Origin of the sequence: Actinomycetospora sp. CA-053990, from assembly GCF_050948445.1 — a bacterium.
GTDB lineage: Bacteria > Actinomycetota > Actinomycetes > Mycobacteriales > Pseudonocardiaceae > Actinomycetospora > Actinomycetospora callitridis.
The window spans coordinates 5,015,367-5,037,131 of sequence record NZ_CP192043.1; the positions used below are offsets into that span (position 1 = coordinate 5,015,367).

The following is a 21,765-nucleotide window of genomic DNA, read 5'->3' on the forward strand; positions in this document are numbered from 1 at the left end:
CGGCCATCGGGTCACGGGTGATACTAGGGTGAACTCCTGTGACGATGCGTGATCCGGGGTCGGTGCCCGGCGCGTCGTCCCCGGACGAGGTCCTCTGCGTCGGCGGCATCGTCACCGACGCCGCCGGACGGCTCCTCCTGATCCGCCGTGCCCACCCGCCGGAGGCCGGGCGATGGTCGCTGCCGGGCGGCAAGGTCGAGCCCGGCGAGACGGTGCCCGAGGCGACCCGCCGCGAGGTCGCCGAGGAGACCGGGCTCGACGTCGAGGTGGGCGAGGAGGTCGGCCGTGTGCGCCGGCCTGCGCCCGACGGCCGGGTCTTCGCGATCCACGACCTGCGCTGCCGCCCGCGCGACCCGGCCGCGACCCCGCGCGCCGGCGACGACGCCGCCGACGCGCGCTGGGTCGACGCCGCCGCCTACGACGCGCTCGACGCGGCCGGGGAGCTCGTCACCGGGCTCACGGCCGCGCTGCGCGGGTGGGACTGCCTGCCGCTCTCGTCGCTCTAGTCGCGCTGGGGAACCGGGCGGCGGGGCTGCTCGGCCTCCAGGGCCTCGTCGGAGCCCTCGGCCGCCGGGCGCTTGGGCACCATGACCTTGCGGCGGTAGATGCAGACCACCACGCCGTCCTGGTTGTAGCCGATCGTCTCGACTCCGACGACGCCGCGGTCGTTCTTCGACGACGACTCCTTCTTGTCCAGCACCGTCGACTCGCCGTAGATCGTGTCGCCGTGGAAGACCGGCTTGACGTGGCGCAGCGACTCGACCTCGAGGTTGGCGATCGCCTTGCCCGACACGTCGGGCACCGACATCCCCAGCAGCAGCGAGTACACGTAGTTGCCGACGACGACGTTGCGGCCCTGCTGGGTCCCGGACGCGTAGTGGTTGTCCAGGTGCAGCGGGTGGTGGTTCATCGTGATCAGGCAGAACAGGTGGTCGTCGTACTCGGTGACCGTCTTGCCGGGCCAGTGCTTGTAGGTCGCACCGACCTCGAACTCCTCGAAGTACCGACCGAACTGCACGAATCCGCCTCCTGAACGTCTGTGGTCATGGCGGTGTCGGACGGGCGACGGGAGAGTCCGCCGTCCGACGCCGCACGTGGCGGCCGTTAGGATGACGGATCGACCGACGTGGTGTCGTGCGACGCGAGGGAGGTGAGACGTGGACGACTCGAGGTCCGACCTTCCGCCCAGTACGGGCCGCGTCTCCTCCCGGACGCCCGCCGCGCGCTGACCGGCGCGGCTCGCCCGGGGAGGGACGCGGTGGCTCATCCGCCCGTAGCCCCCGTCTCCACACCGTCCGGTCCCCGGAGGTCCCCATGCCCAGCCTGCCCACGCTGCGCAACGCCGGTTCCCGCGTGATCCGCCCCGGCCGTCCCCGCAACCAGGACCCACGTGTGCCGCACGTGCCGCTGTCCGCCTTCGTCGTCGACTGTGCGGTGTACGTCGACGGCAAGCGGCTCGACGGCCGGTGGACCCACCGCGAGGCGATCGAGGAGGTCCGCCGCCGCGAGGAGGGCTTCGTCTGGATCGGTCTGCACGAGCCCGACGCCGAGCAGATCACCGACATCGCCGAGGTCTTCGGGCTGCACCCGCTGGCCGTCGAGGACGCGGTGCACGCGCACCAGCGGCCGAAGATCGAGCGCTTCAGCGGGGCGCCGGGCGGCGGGGACGACATGCTGTTCTCGGTGTTCAAGACCATGCGCTACGTCGCGCACGCGTCGCCGACGACGGCCAACGAGATCGTCGAGTCGGGCGAGCTCATGGTCTTCCTGGGCCGGGACTTCGTCGTCACCGTCCGCCACGGCCAGCACTCCGGACTGCGTCGCGTCCGGCACCAGCTGGAGTCCGACCCCGAGCACCTCGCCCAGGGCCCGGCGGTCGTGCTGCACGCCGTCGCCGACCACATCGTCGACGCCTACCTCGGCGTCTCCCAGAGCGTCGAGGGCGACATCGACACGATGGAGGCGGAGGTCTTCGCGCCCTACAGCGAGGTCGGCGCGGAGCAGATCTACCTGATGAAGCGCGAGGTCCTCGAGCTGCGCCGCGCCGTCGGCCCGCTCGTGACGCCGATGCGCCGGCTCACGGAGGGCTACTCGCCCCTCGTGCCGTCGGAGGTGCGCAGCTACTTCCGCGACGTCGACGACCACCTCGCGACGGTGGCCGAGCGCGTCGCGTCGTTCGACGAGCTGCTCACGACCCTCGTCGACGCGGTGCTCGCGAAGATCACGCTGCGCCAGAACAACGACATGCGCAAGATCACCGCCTACGCCGCCCTGCTCGCGGTCCCGACGATGCTCGCCGGCATCTACGGCATGAACTTCGACTACATGCCCGAGCTGCACTGGGAGTTCGGCTACCCCGCGGTGATCGTCGTCATCCTGATCATCTGCGCGGTGCTCTGGCGGACCTTCCGGCGCAACCGCTGGCTCTGAGACCTCGGCCGTCGGTCAGGTGTCGGTGCCCAGCGCCAGCTTGCTCAGCATGTCCCGGGCCTTCTCGGCGTTGCGGGGCTGGCAGAGGACGTCGTAGCGCCCGGCCACGATCTGGCTCTGCGAGGTGAAGTCCCGCCGGCCGCGGGAGGCGCCGTAGGTGATCGCCCCGGACACGACGCCGAAGATGATGCCGATGACGAGGCCGGTGAGGATCGACCCGAACCCGCTGCCGACGGGCGCGAGCAGCGAGAGCACCAGGCCGACGAACAGCCCCAGCCAGGCACCCGACGCGGCGCCGGTGAGCAGCACGCGACCCCAGGTCAGGCGGCCGATGACCCGCTCGACGAGCATCAGGTCGACGCCGACGATGGTCACGTCGGCGACGGGGAACTCGTTGTCCGCCAGGTGGTCGACGGCGCGCTGGGCCTCCTCGTACTTGGCGTAGGAGCCCACGGGCCAGCCCGACGGCGGCTCGGGGAGATTCGGCAGCCCGGGCTGGGCGCCGGGGCGGTTCCCGGTGAACGGCGCAGTCACGACGATCCCTCGCTGTCTTCCAAACGGTCCATCACTTCGTCAACGCCTCACCCGGCCCGGGAGTGCCCGGGCCGGACGAGGTGTGACGGAGGACGGTACCGCTGATCAGCGCAGCTTGTAGTCCTTGAGCAGCCCTCGGCTGATGATCGTCTTCTGGATCTCCGAGGTGCCCTCGCCGATGAGCAGGAACGGCGCCTCGCGCATGAGGCGCTCGATCTCGTACTCCTTCGAGTAGCCGTAGCCGCCGTGGATGCGGAACGACTCCTCGGTGACCTCCTTGCAGTACTCGGAGGCGAGCATCTTGGCCATGCCGGCCTCGACGTCGTTGCGCTCGCCGCGGTCCTTGAGGCTCGCGGCGTTGACCATCATGTGGTGCGCGGCCTCGACCTTGGTCGCCATCTCGGCGAGCTTGAACGCGATGGCCTGGTGCTGGGCGATCGGCTTGCCGAACGTCGAGCGCTGCTGGGCGTACTCGATGCCGAGCTCGAAGGCGCGGATCGCGATGCCGCAGGCGCGGGCGGCGACGTTGACGCGGCCCACCTCGACGCCGTCCATCATCTGCGCGAAGCCCTTGCCGGGCGCGTTGCCCAGCACCTGGCTCTGCGGGATGCGGTGGCCGTCGAACACCATCTCGGTGGTGTCGACGCCCTTGTAGCCCATCTTGTCGATCTTGCCGGGGATCGAGAGCCCCTCGGCGACCTTGCCGAAGCCGCGGGGCTTGTCGACCAGCAGCGTCGTCAGGTTCTGGTAGGGCTTCTCGGCGCCCTCGTCGGTCTTGACCAGCACCGCAGTGAGGTTCGACGAGCCGCCGTTGGTCAGCCACATCTTGGCGCCGTTGACGACGTAGTCGTCCCCGTCGGCCTTCGCGCTGGTCTTGATCGCGGCGACGTCGGAACCGAGGTCGGGCTCGGACATCGAGAACGAGCCGGTGATCTCGCCGGTCGCCATCTTCGGCAGGTAGTGCGCCTTCTGCTCCGCCGTGCCGTGCTGGCGCAGCATGTAGGCGACGATGAAGTGGGTGTTGATGACGCCGGAGACGCTCATCCACCCGCGGGCGATCTGCTCGACGACGAGCGCGTAGGTCAGCAGCGACTCGCCCAGACCGTCGTACTCCTCCGGGATCATGAGCCCGAACAGGCCCATCTCCTTCATCCCGTCGACGATGTCCTGCGGGTAGACGTCGTCGTGCTCGAGCTGCTGTGCGTGCGGGATGATCTCCTTGTCCACGAAGTCGCGGACGGTGGACAGGATCTCCTGCTGCACATCGGTGAGACCGGCGGTCTGGGCGAGGCGTGCCATGCGTCGTGCTCCTGCTCGTGAGTGGTTACCGGCCAGTATGCCGTCGATCCGTCCCGGCGAAGGGTGCCTCTCGCCGCTCTATCCGGCTGAAGGTGCCCTTCGCGCGACACAGCGGGCGACGGCTCACGACTCCGGCGGCGTCCAGCGCTCGCCGCGGGTCATCCCGGCGGCGCGGCCCTTGCCCGCGATGACGAGGGCCATCTTGCGGGACGCCTCGTCGATCATCTCGTCGCCGATCATCGCCGAGCCCTTCTTCCCGCCGGCCTCGGAGGTGAAGTACTCGTAGGCGTCGAGGATGTTCTCGGCGTGGTCGTAGTCGTCCTGGTCGGGCGAGAAGACCTCGTTGGCGGCGTCGATCTGGCCGGGGTGCAGCACCCACTTGCCGTCGAAGCCCAGCGCGGCCGACCGGCCGGCGACGCGGCGGAAGCCGTCGACGTCGCGGATCTGCAGGTACGGGCCGTCGATGGCCTGCAGGTCGTAGGCGCGGGCCGCCATGAGGATCTGCATGAGGATGTAGTGGTAGGCGTCGCCCACGTCGTAGCCGGGGGGCTGCTCGCCGACCACCAGCGACTTCATGTTGATCGAGGCCATGAAGTCGGCGGGGCCGAAGATGATGGTCTCGTTGCGCGGCGAGGCGGCGGCGATGGCGTTGACGTTGGTCAGGCCCATCGCGTTCTCGATCTGGGCCTCGATGCCGATCCTGCCGACCTCGTAGCCCATGGTCTTCTCGATCTGGGTGAGCAGGAAGTCGAGCGCGTGCACCTGCTCGGCGTTCTGCACCTTCGGCAGCATGATCGCGTCGAGGTTGGCCCCGGCGCCCTCCACGACCTCGGTGACGTCGCGGTAGGTCCACTCGGTGGTCCAGTCGTTGACGCGCACGACGCGCGTCTTGCCCTCCCAGCCGCCCTCGTTCAGCGCGGCCACGATCGTCTTGCGGGCCTCGGGCTTCGCCAGCGGCGCGCAGGCGTCCTCGAGGTCCAGGAAGATCTGGTCGGCGGGCAGCGTCCGGGCCTTGTCGATGAACTTCTGGCTCGACCCGGGCACCGCCAGACACGACCGGCGGGGGCGGTTCTCGACACTCACGAGTAGCTGACCTCCATGTCCACGTGACTGGCGGCCGATGCTGACACGCGTCGCGGCGCAGCATCGGCCGAGGTGGCGACCCTCTCACCCGTGCGCGGATCCGACTCGATACAGCCCGCCGCAGGTCCCGACGGCTAGCCTGCTCCGGTGACTACCGCCATGGGCAGGGTGTTCGTCGCCCGCATGGTCGGGCTGCCCGTCCTCGGACCGGACGGGGAACGGATCGGCCGGGTGCGCGACGCGGTGTGCGCGGTGGCCGTGGGTCCGCGGCCGCCGCGCGTGCTCGGGCTGGTCGTCGGCGTCGGCTCGCGGCGCCGCATCTTCGTGCCGATGCTGCGGGTCACCACCGTCGACGCCGCCGCGGTGACGCTGGCCACCGGGCAGGTCAACCTCCGCGCGTTCGCCCAGCGACCCAACGAGGTGCTCGTCGTCGGCGAGATGCTCGACGCCCGTGTCCGCGTGGTCGACCACGACGCCGACGCCCAGGTCGTCGACGTCCTCATGGAGCACCAGCGCAGCCGCGACTGGCTGGTCACGCGCCTGGCGGTGCGCGAGCTCGTGGGACGGCTCGGACGGCGGGGCCCGGTGCAGGTGCTGCCCTGGGCCGCGGTCTCGGGGCTGTCGCTCTCGGAGTCCGGGCAGGGCACCGAGCAGCTGCTGGCCACCTACGAGGACATGCGCCCCGCCGACATCGCCCACGCGCTGATGGACCTCCCGCAGCGGCGCCGCCACGACGTCGCCGACGGCCTGGGCGACGACCGCCTGGCCGACGTGCTCGAGGAGCTGCCGTCCTCCGAGCAGCAGGACCTCCTGCGCCACCTCACCACCGACCGCGCCGCCGACGTCCTCGAGGAGATGGATCCCGACGACGCCGCCGACCTGCTCGCCGACCTGCCCGGCGCCGAGTCCGAGGAGCTCCTCGGCCTCATGGAGCCCGAGGAGTCCGAGCCGGTCCGGCGCCTGCTGACCTACTCGTCGAACACCGCGGGCGGCCTCATGACGCCGGAGCCGATCGTGCTCGCGCCCGGGGCGACCATCGCCGAGGCGCTCGCCCACGTCCGCAACCCCGACATCACCCCGGCGCTGGCCTCGATGGTGTTCGTCGCCCGGCCGCCGTCGGCCACCCCCACCGGCCGCTACCTGGGCTGCGTGCACGCCCAGCGGCTGCTGCGCGAGGCGCCGTCGGACCTGGTCGCGGGCGTCCTCGACTCCGAGCTCACCCGGCTCGGGCCCGAGGCGTCGCTGGCCGAGGTGACCCGGTACTTCGCGACGTACAACCTCGTCTGCGGCCCCGTCATCGACGAGGCGGGCCACCTGGTCGGCGCGGTGACCGTCGACGACGTCCTCGACCACCTGCTCCCCGAGGACTGGCGCTCGCACCCCGACCCGGAACCGGCCGCGCGGGGTGGCGGCCATGCCTGAGCCCAGCACCCGCCGGCGGCTCGACCAGCCGGCCGGCACCCGCCGCCTGCGCCTCGGCGTGGACGCGGAGTGGTTCGCCAAGGTCGCGGAGCGCCTCGCGCGGTTCCTCGGCACCGGCACGTTCCTGCTGTGGCAGTCGGTCATCGTGGTCATCTGGATCACGCTGAACGTCTTCGCGATCAGCCTGCAGTGGGACCCCTACCCCTTCATCCTGCTCAACCTCGCGTTCTCCACCCAGGCCGCTTACGCCGCGCCGCTGATCCTGCTGGCGCAGAACCGCCAGGACGACCGCGACCGCGTCTCCCTCGAGGAGGACCGCACGCGGGCGGGCCGGCTCTCCGCCGAGACCGAGTACCTGGCCCGCGAGCTGGCGTCGATGCGCCTGCAGCTCGGCGAGGTCGTCACCCGCGACTATCTGCGCGGCGAGCTCGAGCAGGCGCGCGGCGGTCGGGAGGGGCGCGACGACCGGGGCGGCAGGAGCGACAAGGCCCTGGAGAAGGCCGTCACGAAGGCCGTCGACCGGGCCGTCGACCGGCAGCTGGGCACCGTCGTCGAGCAGGCGCTCGTGCGGGCCCTGGAGCGGACGTCGGACAGGGCATCGGAGCGGGCTTCCACCACCGACGGCGGGCCGCACAGCAACGGCCGGTGACGGGCCGGTGACCCCGCAGTGACGTGGGACGCGCCCGGGCCGGACAACGCGGACCGGACCGGCACGTAGCATGGCGGTGAGCCGACGGGGGCTGGGCGCGCTCGAGAGAGCCCGGCGCAGCCTCCGCCCCCGGTCCCGATGCAGGGCACTCCCCCGGGACCCCCCGTCCGAGAAGTCGAGAAGGGTCCGATGGCCGAAGCACCGTCCGTCGACGCGATCCGGTCCGCACTGGCCGGCGTCGAGGATCCCGAGATCCACAAGCCGATCACCGAGCTGGGCATGGTCAAGGACATCCGCGTCCTCGACCACGGCAAGGTCGAGGTGGCGGTCTACCTGACCGTCGCCGGCTGCCCGATGAAGGACACCATCACCTCGCGGGTGACCACGGCGGTGTCGGCGGTCTCCGGTGTCACCGCGGTGTCGGTCGAGCTCGACGTCATGAACGACGAGCAGCGCCGCGAGGTCCGCAAGACCGTGCGCGGCGACGCCGACGAGCCGGTCATCCCGTTCGCCCAGCCGGGCTCGCTGACGCGCGTCTACGCCGTGGCGTCGGGCAAGGGCGGCGTCGGCAAGTCGTCGGTGACCGTGAACCTCGCGGCCGCCATGGCCGACCGCGGGCTGTCCGTCGGCGTGGTCGACGCCGACATCTACGGGCACTCCGTGCCGCGCATGCTCGGCACCGACGAGCGGCCCACCAAGGTCGACGACATGATCCTCCCGCCGCAGAGCCACGGCGTGAAGGTCATCTCGATCGGCATGTTCACCCCGGGCAACACCCCCGTGGTCTGGCGTGGACCGATGCTGCACCGCGCGCTGCAGCAGTTCCTCGCCGACGTGTTCTGGGGCGACCTCGACATCCTGCTGCTCGACCTGCCCCCGGGCACCGGCGACATCGCGATCTCCGTCGCGCAGCTGATCCCGAGCGCCGAGCTGCTCGTGGTCACCACGCCGCAGCAGGCGGCCTCCGAGGTCGCCGAGCGCGCCGGTGCGATCTCGCTGCAGACCCGCCAGCGCCTCGCGGGCGTCGTCGAGAACATGTCGTGGATGGACATGCCCGACGGGTCCCGCATGGACCTGTTCGGCTCCGGCGGCGGCCAGAAGGTGGCCGACTCGCTGGCCAAGTCCGTCGGCGGCAACGTCCCGCTGCTGGGCCAGATCCCGATCGACACCCGCCTGCGCGAGGGCGGCGACGCGGGCATGCCGCTCGTGCTCACCCAGCCCGACTCCCCCGCCGGCGCCGCCCTGCGCGCCGTCGCCGAGAAGCTCTCCGTGCGCTCCCGCGGGCTCGCGGGGATGTCGCTGAACATCTCGCCCGCGGGGCGGTAGCTCGCCTCGGTTTCGCAGCGAACGCCCTATCGGCGTGCTCAGTAGGACGTTCGCGGCTTCTACGCGCGCAAAGTCCCCGTTCGCTCGGGGCAGTGCGACTGACGGGCCGCAGCGAACGCGCTGTTCGTACGCATAGAAGCAACGAGCAGCGCGTTCGCTCCGAACCGGGGACTCAGCGGCTGCGCTCCCGGTAGGCCGCCCGCTGGGCCTTCGTGATCGTCTTCGACCGGCCCCGACGTTCGGCAGCGAGCCGGGCGTCGGTGCGCGCCGCCGCCCACTCGTCCTCGCGCAGGAGCTTGCGGTAGGCCTCCCAGCGCCGCTCCGGGAGCTCGTGCGCCTCGACCGCGGCCCGCACCGCGCACCCGGGCTCGCGGTCGTGCGCGCAGTCCGCGAAGCGGCAGCCGTCGGCGAGCTCCACGACGTCGGTGAACGCCTTGTCGATGCCCTCGGCGGCGTCGATGAGACCCACGGCCCGCAGGCCCGGCGTGTCGACCAGGACGCCGCCGTCGAAGGGCACGAGCTCGCGGTGCACCGTCGTGTGGCGACCCTTGCCGTCGGAGGCGCGGACCTCCCCGACGGCCAGGGCGTCCTCGCCGAGCAGGGCGTTGGCGAGCGTGGACTTGCCGGCCCCGGAGGGACCGACGAGCACCGTGGTGCCGCGCGCGGCCTTCGCCACGTCGTCCAGGCCGTCGCCGGTCACGGCGCTGACGGCCAGGACCTCGACGCCGGGCGCCGAGAGGGCGAGCTCGGCGACGGCGTCGGCGACCGCCTCGAGCCGGTCGGTCTTGGTCAGCACGACCACCGGCGTCGCCCCGCTCTCCCAGGCCAGGGCGAGGAGGCGCTCGACGCGGCCGGCGCGCCCGCCGGCCTCGCAAGGGACGGTGACGAGCACCGTGTCGACGTTGGCGGCGAGCACCTGTGCCTCGGACCGCCCGGAAACGGTGGCACGCACCAGGGCGGTGCGGCGGGGCAGGACGGCGGCCACGGACGGGGCGCCGCTGCCGGGATCCACGAGCACCCAGTCCCCCACCGCGGGCGGGACGGGACAGCGGGCGCGCACGCGGCCGCGGTCGGTGAGGACGTCGACGCGGCCGCGGTCGACGCGGGCGACGCGGCCGGGCAGCCGGTTGGGCCCGTCGTGCGCGAGGGCGAGCTGCTCCCACGCGTCGTCCCAGCCGTAGCGGGACAGGGTCGAGATCGATGAGGGTGAAACAGAGAGCACTGGAGGGGACCCTTCGAGGAGCCGCCGTCGCGTGACGGCGGCGAGAACCCTGGTGCGCAGCACTCAGCGCGAGCCGGTCGGCGTCACCAGGCGGTGCGTCGGACGGCGCCTCTCATGGCGCCCGTGCGGGCCGCCATGGCGTTCACTCCTCGAACTCCGAGCCCGGGATCGTCCCCGGTCGGGGTCAGCATGCTCCGGGCATCCGGCCGTCGCCAAGCCCTTTCCCGGCGAACGAACGGGGAGTTCGTCCGCCTAGAAGCAGCGAACAGGCCGTTCGCTGCAACGGGGAGGCGAGCGTCAGGCCACCTGCAGCGACCGGCGGGACAGGCCCCACATGGTGCCGTCGATCGTCGTGGTCACCGGGGCCTCGGGGTCGGTGGCCGCGCCGAGGGTGACGAACAGCGGCACGAAGTGCTCGGCCGTCGGGTGCGCGTAGGGCATGCCCGGGGCCTCGCGGAAGCGGTACAGGGTCTCGAGGTCGCCGCGGTCGAGGGCCTCGGCGGCCCAGGCGTCGAAGTCGCCCGTCCAGCCCGGGGTGTGCTTCCCGGCGAGCATCTCGCGGGACAGGAACGGCAGCCCGTGGGTCATGAAGCCCGAGCCGATGACGAGCACCCCCTCGCTGCGCAGCTCGCGCAGCCGGGCGCCGATCGCGAGCAGGCGGTCCGGGTCCTCGGTGGGCATGCTCATCTGCAGGACGGGCACGTCGCCGAGCGGGTACATGACCTTGAGCGGCACCCAGGCGCCGTGGTCGAGCCCGCGGCGCGACGCGTGCGCCGGCTGGCCGTCGGGCAGCGTGGCGGCGACGCGGGCGGCGAGCGCGGAGGCGTCCGGCGTCGCGTAGGTCATCCGGTAGAAGCGCTCGGCGAAGCCGCCGAAGTCGTACACCAGCGGCGTGTCCGCCTCGGCGCTCGTCAGCGTCAGCGGCGCGGACTCCCAGTGCGCCGAGACGATGAGGATCGCCTTCGGCGTCGGCAGCCGGTCGGCCCACTCGCCGAGGCGCGTCATCCACTCCGCGTCGTCGAACAGCGGCGGGGCGCCGTGGCTGAGGTAGAGCGCGGGCAGCGGCCCGTCCTGCGGGGTCCAGGGCGTGCGGCCGGCGGCGCGCTCGCGGGCGCCCGGCTCGAAGGCGTCGAACGCCGCTCCCGGGTGGGCGGTGGCGAACGGGTCCATGGCAGCACGCTCCAGTCGGTGGTTGATCGTTCAACACCGAACACTACCTGCGAAGAGTTGAAGCATCAAGTAATGTGGTGCCCATGACCGAGGGGCCCTGGCTGGACGACGACGAGCAGCGGGCGTGGCGGCGCACGGCCGCCGTGATGACGCTGCTGCCCGCGGCGCTCGACGCGCAGCTCCAGCGCGACGCCGGACTGACCCAGTTCTCCTACCTGACGCTGGCCATGCTCTCCGAGACGCCGGGCCGGACGCTACCGATGAGCGCGCTGGCCGCCACGGTCAACTCGTCGCTCTCGCGCCTCTCACACGTGGTCGCGCGGCTCGAGCAGCAGGGCTGGGTCGTCCGCGAGCCCTCGCCGGAGAGCGGCCGGGTCACCGTCGCGCGGCTCACGGACGCCGGCATGGAGAAGGTGCGCGAGACCGCCCCCGGCCACGCCGCCGAGGTCCGCCGGCTCATCTTCGACGCGCTGGACTGCGACGGCGTCGAGTCCCTGGCGTGCGTCGCCGCCGCCATCCTCGGGCGGCTCGACCCCTCCGGCGGGATGCGGGCGAACCCGCTCAGCCAGGAGACCCCCCGGGCTTCCGGCGACCGACGCGCCACGGGGTGATGTCCGGGGGCACGCCCTTCCCCCGGCGCCTGCTCAGCGGGAACGTCGCGTAGGAGCCGTCCAGGAGCGCACGGGTCGGGCTCGAGACGCACACCTCACCGGCGCCCGCCGCGTCCGTGATCCGGGCCGCGATGTTGACGTCGCGCCCGTAGTAGTCGCCGCCGAGCTGCTGGGGACGGCCGACGTGCACGCCGGCGCGCAGGTGCAGGCGGTGGCCGTCGACGTCCAGCTCCTCGACGGCGTCGCGGGCCGCGAGCGCCACCTCGACGGCGTCCTCGACGGTCGGGTGGACGGCCATCAGCCCGTCGCCGAGGCGCTTGACCACCCGGCCCCGCCGGCGCACCAGCGGCTCGACGGCCGCGCCGACCCGTCGCAGCGCGGTGACCGCGAGGTCGTCGCCGACCTCGAGCGTCCAGTCCGAGAAGCCCGCGAGGTCGGTGAACAGCACGACGACGTCGTCACCCTCGGGCCGTTCCTCGACCCCGGCGTGGGCCTGCCAGAGCTGCAGCGCCGTGAGACCGACCTCGCGCAGCACGCTGGGGCGCGTCGCGGCCAGCGGCGCGAGCTGGGCGGCCACGCGGCCGATGGCGTCGTCGCCGGTCGAGAGCGGATCACCGTAGAACGGGTCGCCCGGGAGCCACGAGCGCGTCCACTCGACGGCCGCGAGCAGCCGCGGGTCGCTGTCGAGGCGGCTGGCCGCCTCGAGCACCCGCCGGCGCATCGGCTCGCCCTGACGCACGATCACGCTGATCGACGCTAACAGCGGAGCCCCGATCGGCTCCCGCCTCACCCCCGTGAGGAGCGCCACGAGGGCCCGGAGGCAACCCGGTCAGGTCGCGTCGGGGTCCAGCGGGGCGATCTCCCCCGGCCCGAGGGGGCGGTCCGCGTCGCGACGGGCCATCGGAGCGGCGGCCGCAGCCGGCGGGACGTCCGGCGCGGAAGGGGTGGCCGGCACGCCCGGCGCGGTCGAGCCGCTCCAGGTGCCGTCGACGGGCGGGTCGGTGAACAGGTGCTGGCGCACGGCCCGGCGGGGGTTGAGGTCGCGCACCGAGCGCAGGTCCTCGAGGGGCTTGCGCAGGTCCTCGAACTCGGGGCCGAGCTCGGAGCGCAGCTGGTCGCGGGCGCCGGTGGCGTAGTCACGGACCGTCCGGACGGTGTTCGCGACCCAGGCCGCCGCGGCGGGGAGCCGCTCGGGCCCGAGGACGAACAGCCCGACGAGGGCGAGGACGAGCAGCTCGGGCCAGCCGATGTTGTCGAACATCCCGCCCCCTAGAGCGTGACCTGCAGCGAGAGCGGACGGCCCTGCCGCACGACGCCGAGCGTGATCGCCTGGCCCGGCGGGTGCTCCCGCACCGCCACGACGAGCTCGTCGGCCGACGCGATCGGGCGGTCGTCGACCCGCAGGACCACGTCGCCCTCCAGCAGCCCGGCGCGCGACGCAGGACCACCCTGGCGCACGTTGAGCACCTGCGCGCCGTCCGAGGCGCCGTCCGTGACCGACTTCGCGTTCACCCCGAGGTCGCTGTGGGTGTAGCCGCCGGTGCGGATGATCGACTCGGCGATGACGCGGACGTCGTCGATCGGGATGGCGAACCCGAGCCCGATCGACCCGCCCTCGCCGCCGCCCAGCGTGCGGATCGCGGTGTTGATGCCGACGACGGCCCCCGAGGTGTCGACGAGCGCGCCGCCGGAGTTGCCCGGGTTGATCGCCGCGTCAGTCTGGATGGCGTCGATGACGGGGTTGGCCTCGGCGGACTCGGCGTCGAGGCGCACCGGGCGGTCGACCGAGCTCACGATGCCCTCGGTGACCGTGCCGGCCAGGCCGAGCGGCGACCCGATCGCGATGACCCCGTCGCCCACCTGCAGGTCCGACGAGCGTCCGAGCTGCGCGACGACGGGATTGGCCAGCTCGACCTTGACGACGGCGACGTCGGTCTGCGGGTCGCGCCCGACCACCCGCGCGGGGGCCCGCAGCCCCGAGGCGAAGACGGCCTCGAGGGTGGCGCGCGGGTCGGTGGCCGCGAGCTCGACGACGTGGTTGTTGGTGACGATGTAGCCGTCGGGGCTGAGCACGACGCCCGACCCGGTGCCGCCGCTCGACCCCGCCTGGAGCTCGAGGGACACCACGGCCGGCGCGACCCGGCCGGCCACGTCGGCGACCGAACCCGGCGGGCGCTCGCGCCCCGGCGACACCGGGGTCAGCGAGGCACCCGGGTCGACGAGACGGTCGGCACCGCCCGCGACGGCCCAGCCGACGACGCCCCCGACCCCGCCGAGCACGAGCGCGACGACGGCGAGCAGGGCCAGCGCCGCGGGCTGCACGCGGCGGCCGAGGACCAGCTCGCGCGCGGAGAGGCGGGCGCCGACGGGGCGTTCGGCGGTGCTGCCGTGCGACTCGCGCAGCGCCGGGCCGCCGAGCTCGGCGGCGGCGTCCGGGTTGCGCCACGGGTCGGCGGGCGACGTGTCGTCCCAGAAGTCGTCGGGACGGTCGGCGTCCGCGTCGGCGGGGCGGTCGGGGCGCTGCAGCGACGGGGCGGAGGTGTCGCTCGCGCCGCCGGGGCGCCCGAACGCGGAGACCAGCGCCGGCGCCGGCGGCTCGTGGCGTCCGGACGGACGGGAGCCCGGGTGGCCGTTGGCGCCGGGCCCGAACGCGCCCCGGACACCCTCGGGGCGGCCGAACACCGCCGCCAGGTCGCGCTCCCCGGGAGCGGACCGGTGGCCGTTCCCGGTGCCGTGGCCGTTGCCCGAGTCGTGGCCGTGGCCGTGGCCGTGGCCGTTGCCGTTGTCCGAGCCGTGGCCGTTCGTGGTGGGTGACGCATGGCCGTTCGTGGCGTGGCCGTTCGTCGGGGCGTCGGCGTCCGAGCCGGCACCCGCCTCGGTCTCGGGCGCGGCGGCGCCGGGCTCCGTGGGGCCGGTCATCGGGTCGCCCCCGTGATCCGGACAAACCGGACGGCGCGGCCACTGCTGCCCGAGCGGTGGGCGGGGAGGGTCCCGGGCTCAAGGGTGGTGCTCATCGCCCCACCACCGTAGAGCCTCGGGGCGCGGCCTGCGTCGACACCGTCACAGCGTGCGACCACAGCAGTGAAGGGCCGGTCAGCGCAGGAGGAACGGGTCAGGGTGCGCCGGGACCGTGCGGCGCGGAGGCGGGGCGCGACGGGTCCTCGTGACGGACGGCGTCGCGGGCGGGGTCGGTGTCCCGGGCAGCGAGCTGGGCGGCCGCCGCCGTGGGCGTGACCCGCGGCGCGACGCTGCCGGGCGCGGCGGGCGCGGTGCCCGCGACCACGGCCGGGCCGGCGAACGCCGCGAGGGCCGCGGCGCCGACGACGACGCCGGAGCTGACGGCGACGGGCAGACCGAGCGCGCGGCGGCGGCCCCAGCGGGACCGCCCGTTCCTGGCCGCGCCGCCGCCGACGCCCGCGGTGTCCGGGGTGTCGGCGGTGCGCCCGGCCTGCGCGGGCACGACGAGCGTGCCGTCGGCGGCCACGGCGAGACCCGCGGGCGCGCCGGGTAGCGGCGCGACGTCCGGGATCGAGCACAGGGTGCTGAACAGGGAGCTCGGCACGCACGGGTCGCCCGCGGCCCGCACCCGGCGCCGGGCCTGCCGCTGGGCGGCGACCTCGGCGGCGCAGGTCAGACAGCGGTCCACGTGCGCGGCCGCGCGATGGGCCGGGCCGGGCGGGAGCTCCTCGTCGACGAAGGCGACGACCGCGTCGAGGGCGAGGTGCCCGGACTCGGTGAACCGCTCCGACCAGCCGGACCACCCGGAACGACCCGAGATCATGCCGGGCCCCCGACGGGGACGGCGGCGACGCGCTCGGCGGCGCGGGACTCGAGCGAGGCGCGCAGCGCCTGGCGTCCGCGGTGGATGCGACTCCTCACGGTCCCCAGTTTGACACCCAGCGTCGCCGCGATCTCCTCGTACGACAGTCCTTCGACGTCACAGAGCACGACGGCGGCGCGGAACTCGGGCGCCAGGGCGTCGAGCGCGGCCTGCAGATCGGGGTCGAGGTGGGCGTCGGACCACACCTGCTCGGGGCTCGGGTCGCCGCCGGGGAGGCGGTCGGTGTCCTCGGGCAGCCCCTCCATCCGCAGGCGGGCGCGGCGACGCACCATGTCGAGGAAGAGGTTGGTGGTGATGCGGTGCAGCCAGCCCTCGAACGTCCCGGGCTTGTAGCCGGCGAGCGAGCGGAACACGCGGATGAAGGTCTCCTGCGTGAGGTCCTCGGCGTCGTGGGCGTCGCCGGTGAGGCGGAAGGCCAGCCGGTACACGCGGTCGGCGTGCTGGCGCACGACGTCGTCCCACGTCGGGGGAACCCAGACCTCACCCTCGCCGGCGTGGTCGGAGGCCGACTCGACGTCGGTGACGGTCTCGACGGGGCGGTCGAGGACCGCGGTGGCGGGGCGGTCGGGCATCGGGGTGCGTGCTCCTCGGCTCGTCCTGGCGGTGCCGGTCGGGGATGCCGGCGACCTGGTACCACCATGGCGGGCCCTCATGTCACGGACGTGAGGTCGTGCTGAGAGACGGCTGAGGATCCTGGGGGTTGCTCGTCACAACCCGGGCCCGACCGGGTGGACGGCGAGTCGGCGCGGCACGCCGTCGGCGCCGCCCGGACGATCTAGCCTGCTCGGATGGCGACGGGGCGCCCCGGGGGGCGCGGTGGAGGCGTGCGCGGCACGCCCGCGCGCTGCGGGCGGTCCGGCGTGACGTCCCCGCGGCGAACGGTACGGCGACCGACGGGGACGGCGCCGATGAGGCCCCCGCGGCCGTCCGCGCGAGCGCCCGCATCGGCGAGCGCGCCGAGGCCTTCCTCACCGCGGACCCCCTGCTCGCCGACCTGCGCGAGCAGTCGGTGGCCGAGGGCGTCGTCGCCGTCGCGCCGGCCACGGCGGCCGCGCTGACCTTCCTCGCGACGTCGACGCGGGCGCGCGCCGTCGTGGAGATCGGCACCGGGCTCGGGGTCGGCACCGTCGCCCTGCTGCGCGGGATGCCCTCCGACGGCCTGCTCACCAGCATCGACACCGACGGCGGACGGCAGGCCCGGGCCCGGGCGGCATGCGTCGAGGCGGGCTTCGGGCCGGGCCGGGTGCGGATGATCACCGGGTCGTCGCGGCAGGTGCTGCCGAAGCTCTCCGACGGCGGGTACGACCTCGTCGTCGTCGACGGCGCCACCACCGACTTCCCCCGCGACCTCGAGGCCTCGCTGCGCCTGCTGCGCCCGGGCGGGGTGGTCGTGCTCGACGACGTGCTCTGGCAGGGCCGCGTCGCCGACCCGGTGCGCCGCGAGGCCGTCGCCGGCGCACTGCGCGAGACGGTGCGGGCCGTGCGCGAGGACGAGCGCCTCGTCCCGCTGCTGCTGCCGGTGGCCGAGGGCCTGCTCTGCGCGGCGCGACGCTAGGGGCTCCGCAGGCCCTCGCGGCGCAGAACTCCACGAGCGTCCGGGTGGCGAAGCCCGTGGCGCCCTTGGCGACCTCCTCGTGCGGGGAGTCGCAGCGCGCCGGGCCGGCGATGTCGAGGTGCACCCAGGGCCGCCCGTCGGTGAAGCGGCGCAGGAACAGCGCCGCGGCGATGCCGCCGGGGCCGGGCGGGGCCTGGCGCACGTCGGCGATCGTCGAGTCGACGTCGGTGTCCAGGTGCGCCGACAGCGGCATCGGCCACCACGCCTCGCCGACGGCGGCGCCGGCGTCGACGATCGCGGTGCGCAGATCGGGCGAGCTCGCGAACACGCCGCCGGTGCGCACGCCGAGCGCGACCTTCATGGCCCCGGTGAGGGTGGCGACGTCGACGACGACGTCCGGCGCGAGCTCCTCGAGCGCGAACGCGATCGCGTCGGCGAGCACCATGCGGCCCTCGGCGTCGGTGTTGGTGACCTCCGAGGTGGTGCCCCCGCGGTGGCGCACGACGTCCCCGGGCCGGTAGGCGGAGCCTGACACGTGGTTCTCGGCCAGCGGCACGAGGCCGGTGACCCGGACCGGGACGCCGAGGCGCGCCACCGCCCGCAACCCGGCGACCACGGCGGCGCCGCCGGAGCAGTCGGTGCGCATGTCCGCCATGCCGGCGTTCGGCTTGATCGAGATGCCGCCGGTGTCGAACGTGATGCCCTTGCCGACGAGGACGACGTGGCCCGCGTCCGGCGCGGCGTCGGCCGGTGACCACCGCAGCTCGAGGAAGCGCGGCGGGCGCGACGAGCCACCGCCGACGGCGAGGACGCCGCCGAACCCGTGCTCGGCGAGCCAGGTCTCGTCGCGGACCGTCACCTCGAGGCCCCGGGCGTCGGCGACCAGGTCGGTCGCGGTGGTGGCGAACCAGTCGGGCGACTTGGTGCCCGACGGGGTGTCGGCGAGGTCGCGGGCGCGGGCGGTCGCGGTGGCGAGCTCGACGGCCCGCTCGACGGCCCCGTGGTGCTCGGCGGGGACGTCGAGGTGGACCGTCACCCGGGCGCTCGGGCCGGTGGACTTCACGGAGGACTTCACGGAGAAGCGGTGCGAGCCCAGGACGACGCCGAGCGCCAGTGACGCCCAGTCGTCGGCGGTCCCGGGGAGGTCCTCGGGCCGTGCGGGGGCCAGGGTGGCCGCGCGGGGGCCGTCACCGGCACCCACGGCCGCGCCGGGGCGTCCCGCAGCGCGCGCACGGCGGCGGCCCCGGCGGCGCGCCAGTCGCGGGGACGGCCCGCGCCGACACCGACCAGCCACTGCGCGGGGGCCGGGCCGGGGAGTGCGGCGACGGAGCCGGCCGACGGGCGCCAGCCCGGGGGCGCGCCCTCGACCGCCCCGTCCCCGTCGTCGGTCTCGTCGTCGCCGGCGCTCTCGGTCGACTCGTCGGAGGTGGTGTCGAACCCGTCGGACCCGTCCGTGCCGTCGCGTCGGCGCCACCGCAGGACGGCGACAGGGCCGTCCGGGACCGCGGTGGTCAGCGTGGCGAGCGGGGTGGGCAGCGCCGGGGACGCGAAGGGCGCGTCCCCGGTCACGGCGTCCCGCCCGGCGGTTGCGGTGCTCAGCCGACCACGCCCGTCAGAGCCTCCCGCAGGTCGCCCGCCTCGTCCGCCGTCATCTCGACGACGAGGCGCCCCCCACCTTCGAGCGGCACGCGCATCACGATGCCGCGCCCCTCCTTGGTGACCTCGAGGGGACCGTCTCCGGTCCGGGGCTTCATGGCCGCCATAGCGTGCTCCCTCCGCGAGCTGCGTCGTTCCCGTTCCCCGCGTCGCCCGCGTGGGCGTCCGGAGAGCGAGCGCCGTGTGACAGGCGACGATTCTTCACCATGCGACCGACCGGCACGACACCGGAGCGATCATCCGGGCGTGTCCGCCCCGGTCACACGGCCGGTCAGACCTCCGGTGCGCCGATCGCGCGGAAGCATCCGGCCACGTGGTCGTCGACCATCCCGGTCGCCTGCATGAGCGCGTAGCAGGTCGTCGGACCCACGAACCGGAAGCCGCGGGCCCGCAGCGCCTTCGCCATCGCGGTGGACGCGGGGGTGGTCGCGGGCACGTCGTCGAACCCGCTCGGCGGCTGCTCCCGCGGGGGCGGGGCGAACGACCAGAGCAGGGTGTCGAGGTCCTCGTCGCGGTCGGCCAGGGCCAGCACGGCGCGGGCGTTGGCCACCGTCGCCTCGATCTTGGCGCGGTTGCGCACGATGCCGGCGTCGGCGAGCAGGCGTGCGGTGTCGGCCTCGTCGAAGCGGGCGACGGCCTCGGGGTCGAAGCCGGCGAAGGCGTCCCGGAACGCGGGGCGCTTGCGCAGCACGATCAACCAGGAGAGGCCGGACTGGAACGCCTCGAGGCTGATCCGCTCGTAGAGCGCGTCGCGGCCGTGGAGCACCCGGCCCCACTCGCGGTCGTGGTACTCGCCGAGCAGCTCGCTCCCCGCGCCCCACGGGCAGCGGCCGACCCCGTCGTCGCCGACGACGGCCACGACCCCCGGGGCGCTCACCGCCCGCTCACCGTGACCAGCTCTCCTCGCACCGGCGTGCCAGGACGTCGAGCGAGCGCTTGACGCCCCAGGCGAACGTCGGCTTGACCACCGGCCACCCCAGCGCCCCGAGGGCACCGAGCGGCAGGTCGAGCTGCTCGCTCCACACGAACGTCGACGCCTCGCGGCCGTCGTCGGTACGGCGCTCGAGGACAGTGAAGACGCCGCTGCCGCGCACGACCCGGCCCGTGTGGCGGACGGTGGCCCGGTGCGGCGGGTCCCAGCCGACGATCTCCATCGTGTCGGTGACGCCGAAGGGCCCGACGCCGGTGGTCGCGGCCAGCTCCGAGCCGACGCTCGTGCCGTCGCCGCGGGTGACCTTCACGGAGGTGCCGAGCATCCACTCACCCTGGGACTCCCAGTCGGTGACCTCGCCCCACACCGTCTCGACCGGTGCGTCGACGTCGACCGACACCGTGATCTCCCGTCGCGCCATCCGGCGTTCCTTCCGCGTGCTCTCGGGACCCGCGTCAGCGTCCGGGGCCGTCGACGCCGGACATTCCCCGCCCGGCACCGGACGACGCTCCTTGTGACGCAGCCCGTGCCGCGCCGGGCGCCTCCCGGCCGGTCACGGTCGGGTCGGTGGGCGTCGGGTCGGCCACGTCGGGCGCGGGTTCGGCGTGGCCGTTGAGCGTCGTGGCGGGCGCCTCGCCGTCGGTCTCCATCGCCTCGATACGGGCGCGCAGGGCGTCGACCTCGGCCGCGAGGCGCTCGAGCGCCCAGTCGACCTCGCTGCACTTGTAGCCGCGCAGGGCCTGCTGGAAGCGCAGGTCGCGCACGTCGCCCGCGGTGAGGTCGCGGGCGGGCAGCCGCGTGGGGGTGGCGCCGGGCGGCATCGGGGCGAGCTCCTCGCCCCGGCCGAAGACGAAGGCCGCCAGCAGGTAGACCGCGGCGGCCACGAGGCCCACCACGATGACGTACACCAGCGCGCTGCCCATGGCCCTCGATCGTAGGGGTGCCGACCGATGCTCTCCGTCAGCTCCCGGTGGCCCGCTGTGTCGCGAGCGGCGGGCGGTCGGCGGTGGCGACAGCCTGCTCGTCGGGCAGCCAGTCGCCGTCGACCGGCACGAACTGCGTCAGCGGGTCCGCGCCCGGGTGCCCGGGGACGCAGCGGCGCAGCACGGCGTCGAGCACCTCGGCCGCCGTGGCGCCCAGGGCCCGCAGGCTGCGGTGGCGGTGCTTGCGCACACCGAGGTCGACCTGGGCGATCGCGTCGAGCCCGCGCGTGGTGTGGGTGTCGAGGAGCAGGCCGATCTCCACGCCGTAGCCCGCGGCGAAGGGCAGCGACTCGAGCAGCTCGCGGGTCGCGGCGTACTCCCCGCCGAGGGGCTGCACGACGCCGGAGAGCTCGGGACGCAGCGCGGCGAGGGCGGGGCGGGCGGTCAGCTCGGTGACCCGGCCGCCGCCGGTGAGGGCCGCGTCGGCGTCGGAGATCCTGAGTGGTCGGTGGTAGAAGCCCTTGACCAGCGCCACGCCCTCGACCGTGAGCAGCGGGCCGAGCAGGTTCACGACGAAGTCGGGGCCGAGGTCGACGAGGTCGGAGTCGAGGAAGACCACCAGGTCGCCCGACGTGGCCGCCAGCGATCGCCACAGCACCTCGCCCTTGCCCTGCCGGACCGGGACCTCGGGCAGGACCGCATCGCGCGGGACGACGCGGGCACCGGCCGCGCGGGCGCGGGCGGCGGTGGCGTCGGTGGACCCGGAGTCGACGACGACGATCTCGTCGACCAGCGTGCCGAGCAGGGGCCGCACCGCGGCGACCACGCCGCCGACGGTCGCCTCCTCGTCGAGTGCCGGCAGGATCACCGACACCGTCCGCCCGGCACGGGCCGCGACGAGCTCCGCGGCGGTCCACGTCGGGCGGGCCCACGTCCGCCGTGGGAACCACTGCTCGGTCCCATCCCTCACGAGCGGGCCCTCATCGACGGTCCTGAGCGTGCCGGGGAGATCGTGTATCAAGACGGGATGGTGACCGAACACCGGGACGTGGCCCGCGGCGTGAGGACGGTGTCCGGGTGGTGAACGTCGTGGCCGGGCCGTCCGCACCGACG

General features: G+C 74.2%; 22 protein-coding genes and 3 pseudogenes. 7 read left to right on the top strand and 18 right to left on the bottom strand.

What is annotated here, in order from left to right:
* Positions 1-44: 44 nt before the first annotated feature.
* Positions 45-506 (top strand): NUDIX hydrolase, encoded by a 462-nt coding sequence (locus ACQPYN_RS25670; RefSeq protein ID WP_433039041.1) that lies wholly within the window; start codon positions 45-47, stop codon positions 504-506.
* Here ACQPYN_RS25670 and ACQPYN_RS25675 read toward each other — a convergent pair.
* Positions 503-1,018: a MaoC family dehydratase gene (locus ACQPYN_RS25675; RefSeq protein WP_274193871.1), complete on the bottom strand. Its 516-nt coding sequence runs from the start codon at positions 1,016-1,018 to the stop codon at positions 503-505. The genes ACQPYN_RS25670 and ACQPYN_RS25675 overlap by 4 nt on opposite strands.
* Before the next feature lie 296 nt (positions 1,019-1,314).
* Here ACQPYN_RS25675 and ACQPYN_RS25680 point away from each other — a divergent pair, with 296 nt between their 5' ends.
* Positions 1,315-2,430 carry a magnesium and cobalt transport protein CorA gene (locus tag ACQPYN_RS25680; RefSeq protein ID WP_433029165.1) on the top strand — a complete coding sequence of 372 codons (1,116 nt, stop codon included), beginning with the start codon at positions 1,315-1,317 and terminating at the stop codon, positions 2,428-2,430.
* Positions 2,431-2,445: 15 nt separating this feature from the next.
* On the opposite strand, the gene ACQPYN_RS25685 is transcribed toward ACQPYN_RS25680, so the two are convergent.
* From ACQPYN_RS25685 to ACQPYN_RS25695, 3 genes are all read right to left on the bottom strand, one after another.
* Positions 2,446-2,964, bottom strand: a complete 519-nt coding sequence (locus tag ACQPYN_RS25685; protein WP_274188206.1) for a general stress protein — start codon at positions 2,962-2,964, stop codon at positions 2,446-2,448.
* Positions 2,965-3,069: 105 nt separating this feature from the next.
* Positions 3,070-4,263: an acyl-CoA dehydrogenase family protein gene (locus ACQPYN_RS25690; RefSeq protein ID WP_274193873.1), complete on the bottom strand. Its 1,194-nt coding sequence runs from the start codon at positions 4,261-4,263 to the stop codon at positions 3,070-3,072.
* A gap of 123 nt (positions 4,264-4,386) precedes the next feature.
* Positions 4,387-5,346 (bottom strand): HpcH/HpaI aldolase/citrate lyase family protein, encoded by a 960-nt coding sequence (locus ACQPYN_RS25695; protein WP_274188204.1) that lies wholly within the window; start codon positions 5,344-5,346, stop codon positions 4,387-4,389.
* Between the two features lie 159 nt (positions 5,347-5,505).
* On the opposite strand from ACQPYN_RS25695, the gene ACQPYN_RS25700 reads away from it, so the two are divergent.
* From ACQPYN_RS25700 to ACQPYN_RS25710, 3 genes and pseudogenes are all read left to right on the top strand, one after another.
* Positions 5,506-6,768 (top strand): magnesium transporter MgtE N-terminal domain-containing protein, encoded by a 1,263-nt coding sequence (locus ACQPYN_RS25700; RefSeq protein ID WP_433039043.1) that lies wholly within the window; start codon positions 5,506-5,508, stop codon positions 6,766-6,768.
* Positions 6,761-7,210, top strand: a pseudogene (locus tag ACQPYN_RS25705) (DUF1003 domain-containing protein); the annotation flags it as partial. The gene ACQPYN_RS25700 and the pseudogene ACQPYN_RS25705, both read left to right, overlap by 8 nt.
* A 396-nt stretch (positions 7,211-7,606) precedes the next feature.
* Complete coding sequence (locus ACQPYN_RS25710; protein ID WP_433029168.1) at positions 7,607-8,743, top strand: Mrp/NBP35 family ATP-binding protein; 1,137 nt, start codon at positions 7,607-7,609, stop codon at positions 8,741-8,743.
* Positions 8,744-8,915: 172 nt separating this feature from the next.
* Here ACQPYN_RS25710 and rsgA read toward each other — a convergent pair whose 3' ends face one another.
* Positions 8,916-9,965, bottom strand: coding sequence for a ribosome small subunit-dependent GTPase A (rsgA, locus tag ACQPYN_RS25715; protein ID WP_433029170.1), 1,050 nt, complete (start codon positions 9,963-9,965; stop codon positions 8,916-8,918).
* Between the two features lie 297 nt (positions 9,966-10,262).
* Positions 10,263-11,135, bottom strand: a complete 873-nt coding sequence (locus tag ACQPYN_RS25720; protein WP_433029172.1) for a dioxygenase family protein — start codon at positions 11,133-11,135, stop codon at positions 10,263-10,265.
* 83 nt (positions 11,136-11,218) lie between these two features.
* Between ACQPYN_RS25720 and ACQPYN_RS25725 the strand changes: the two genes are divergently transcribed.
* Complete coding sequence (locus ACQPYN_RS25725) at positions 11,219-11,746, top strand: MarR family winged helix-turn-helix transcriptional regulator (RefSeq protein ID WP_328305442.1); 528 nt, start codon at positions 11,219-11,221, stop codon at positions 11,744-11,746.
* Here the strand turns inward: ACQPYN_RS25725 and ACQPYN_RS25730 are convergent.
* The 5 genes from ACQPYN_RS25730 to sigE form a co-directional block, all read right to left on the bottom strand.
* On the bottom strand, positions 11,697-12,491 hold the full coding sequence (locus tag ACQPYN_RS25730) for an adenylate/guanylate cyclase domain-containing protein (RefSeq protein WP_433029174.1): 795 nt from the start codon (positions 12,489-12,491) through the stop codon (positions 11,697-11,699). The two genes, ACQPYN_RS25725 and ACQPYN_RS25730, sit on opposite strands and share 50 nt — an antisense overlap.
* Before the next feature lie 84 nt (positions 12,492-12,575).
* Positions 12,576-13,007: a Sec-independent protein translocase protein TatB gene (gene tatB, locus ACQPYN_RS25735; protein ID WP_433029176.1), complete on the bottom strand. Its 432-nt coding sequence runs from the start codon at positions 13,005-13,007 to the stop codon at positions 12,576-12,578.
* 8 nt (positions 13,008-13,015) lie between these two features.
* Positions 13,016-14,665, bottom strand: a complete 1,650-nt coding sequence (locus tag ACQPYN_RS25740; RefSeq protein ID WP_433029178.1) for a S1C family serine protease — start codon at positions 14,663-14,665, stop codon at positions 13,016-13,018.
* Positions 14,666-14,858: 193 nt separating this feature from the next.
* Positions 14,859-15,527 carry a hypothetical protein gene (locus ACQPYN_RS25745; RefSeq protein ID WP_433029180.1) on the bottom strand — a complete coding sequence of 223 codons (669 nt, stop codon included), beginning with the start codon at positions 15,525-15,527 and terminating at the stop codon, positions 14,859-14,861.
* On the bottom strand, positions 15,524-16,159 hold the full coding sequence (gene sigE / locus ACQPYN_RS25750; protein WP_433029182.1) for an RNA polymerase sigma factor SigE: 636 nt from the start codon (positions 16,157-16,159) through the stop codon (positions 15,524-15,526). Before sigE ends, ACQPYN_RS25745 begins: the two co-directional genes overlap by 4 nt.
* 128 nt (positions 16,160-16,287) lie before the next feature.
* Here sigE and ACQPYN_RS25755 point away from each other — a divergent pair, with 128 nt between their 5' ends.
* Positions 16,288-17,142 carry an O-methyltransferase gene (locus ACQPYN_RS25755; RefSeq protein WP_433029184.1) on the top strand — a complete coding sequence of 285 codons (855 nt, stop codon included), beginning with the start codon at positions 16,288-16,290 and terminating at the stop codon, positions 17,140-17,142.
* Between the two features lie 91 nt (positions 17,143-17,233).
* Here ACQPYN_RS25755 and ACQPYN_RS25760 read toward each other — a convergent pair.
* From ACQPYN_RS25760 to ACQPYN_RS25790, 7 genes and pseudogenes are all read right to left on the bottom strand, one after another.
* Positions 17,234-18,217 (bottom strand): annotated as a pseudogene (locus tag ACQPYN_RS25760) (leucyl aminopeptidase family protein); the annotation flags it as partial.
* Positions 18,214-18,711, bottom strand: coding sequence for a hypothetical protein (locus ACQPYN_RS25765; RefSeq protein WP_433029186.1), 498 nt, complete (start codon positions 18,709-18,711; stop codon positions 18,214-18,216). The pseudogene ACQPYN_RS25760 and the gene ACQPYN_RS25765, both read right to left, overlap by 4 nt.
* Positions 18,712-18,737: 26 nt before the next feature.
* Positions 18,738-18,905 (bottom strand): DUF3117 domain-containing protein, encoded by a 168-nt coding sequence (locus tag ACQPYN_RS25770; protein ID WP_274188192.1) that lies wholly within the window; start codon positions 18,903-18,905, stop codon positions 18,738-18,740.
* 164 nt (positions 18,906-19,069) lie between these two features.
* Positions 19,070-19,675: a DNA-3-methyladenine glycosylase I gene (locus tag ACQPYN_RS25775; RefSeq protein ID WP_433029189.1), complete on the bottom strand. Its 606-nt coding sequence runs from the start codon at positions 19,673-19,675 to the stop codon at positions 19,070-19,072.
* A gap of 7 nt (positions 19,676-19,682) precedes the next feature.
* Complete coding sequence (locus ACQPYN_RS25780; protein ID WP_433029191.1) at positions 19,683-20,150, bottom strand: SRPBCC family protein; 468 nt, start codon at positions 20,148-20,150, stop codon at positions 19,683-19,685.
* Between the two features lie 223 nt (positions 20,151-20,373).
* Positions 20,374-20,652 (bottom strand): annotated as a pseudogene (locus ACQPYN_RS25785) (DivIVA domain-containing protein); the annotation flags it as partial.
* A 37-nt stretch (positions 20,653-20,689) separates the two neighbouring features.
* On the bottom strand, positions 20,690-21,622 hold the full coding sequence (locus tag ACQPYN_RS25790) for a glucosyl-3-phosphoglycerate synthase (RefSeq protein ID WP_433029193.1): 933 nt from the start codon (positions 21,620-21,622) through the stop codon (positions 20,690-20,692).
* Positions 21,623-21,765 lie beyond the last annotated feature (143 nt).

Coding starts and splice junctions, on each gene's coding strand:
- ACQPYN_RS25740 (WP_433029178.1), bottom strand. CDS start 14,665: ATGACCGGCCCCACGGAGCCCGGCGCCGCCGCGCCCGAGACCGAGGCG.
- ACQPYN_RS25680 (WP_433029165.1), top strand. CDS start 1,315: ATGCCCAGCCTGCCCACGCTGCGCAACGCCGGTTCCCGCGTGATCCGC.
- ACQPYN_RS25720 (WP_433029172.1), bottom strand. CDS start 11,135: ATGGACCCGTTCGCCACCGCCCACCCGGGAGCGGCGTTCGACGCCTTC.
- tatB (WP_433029176.1), bottom strand. CDS start 13,007: ATGTTCGACAACATCGGCTGGCCCGAGCTGCTCGTCCTCGCCCTCGTC.
- ACQPYN_RS25670 (WP_433039041.1), top strand. CDS start 45: ATGCGTGATCCGGGGTCGGTGCCCGGCGCGTCGTCCCCGGACGAGGTC.
- ACQPYN_RS25780 (WP_433029191.1), bottom strand. CDS start 20,150: ATGGCGCGACGGGAGATCACGGTGTCGGTCGACGTCGACGCACCGGTC.
- sigE (WP_433029182.1), bottom strand. CDS start 16,159: ATGCCCGACCGCCCCGCCACCGCGGTCCTCGACCGCCCCGTCGAGACC.
- ACQPYN_RS25770 (WP_274188192.1), bottom strand. CDS start 18,905: ATGGCGGCCATGAAGCCCCGGACCGGAGACGGTCCCCTCGAGGTCACC.
- ACQPYN_RS25725 (WP_328305442.1), top strand. CDS start 11,219: ATGACCGAGGGGCCCTGGCTGGACGACGACGAGCAGCGGGCGTGGCGG.
- ACQPYN_RS25710 (WP_433029168.1), top strand. CDS start 7,607: ATGGCCGAAGCACCGTCCGTCGACGCGATCCGGTCCGCACTGGCCGGC.
- ACQPYN_RS25745 (WP_433029180.1), bottom strand. CDS start 15,527: ATGATCTCGGGTCGTTCCGGGTGGTCCGGCTGGTCGGAGCGGTTCACC.
- ACQPYN_RS25690 (WP_274193873.1), bottom strand. CDS start 4,263: ATGGCACGCCTCGCCCAGACCGCCGGTCTCACCGATGTGCAGCAGGAG.
- ACQPYN_RS25700 (WP_433039043.1), top strand. CDS start 5,506: ATGGGCAGGGTGTTCGTCGCCCGCATGGTCGGGCTGCCCGTCCTCGGA.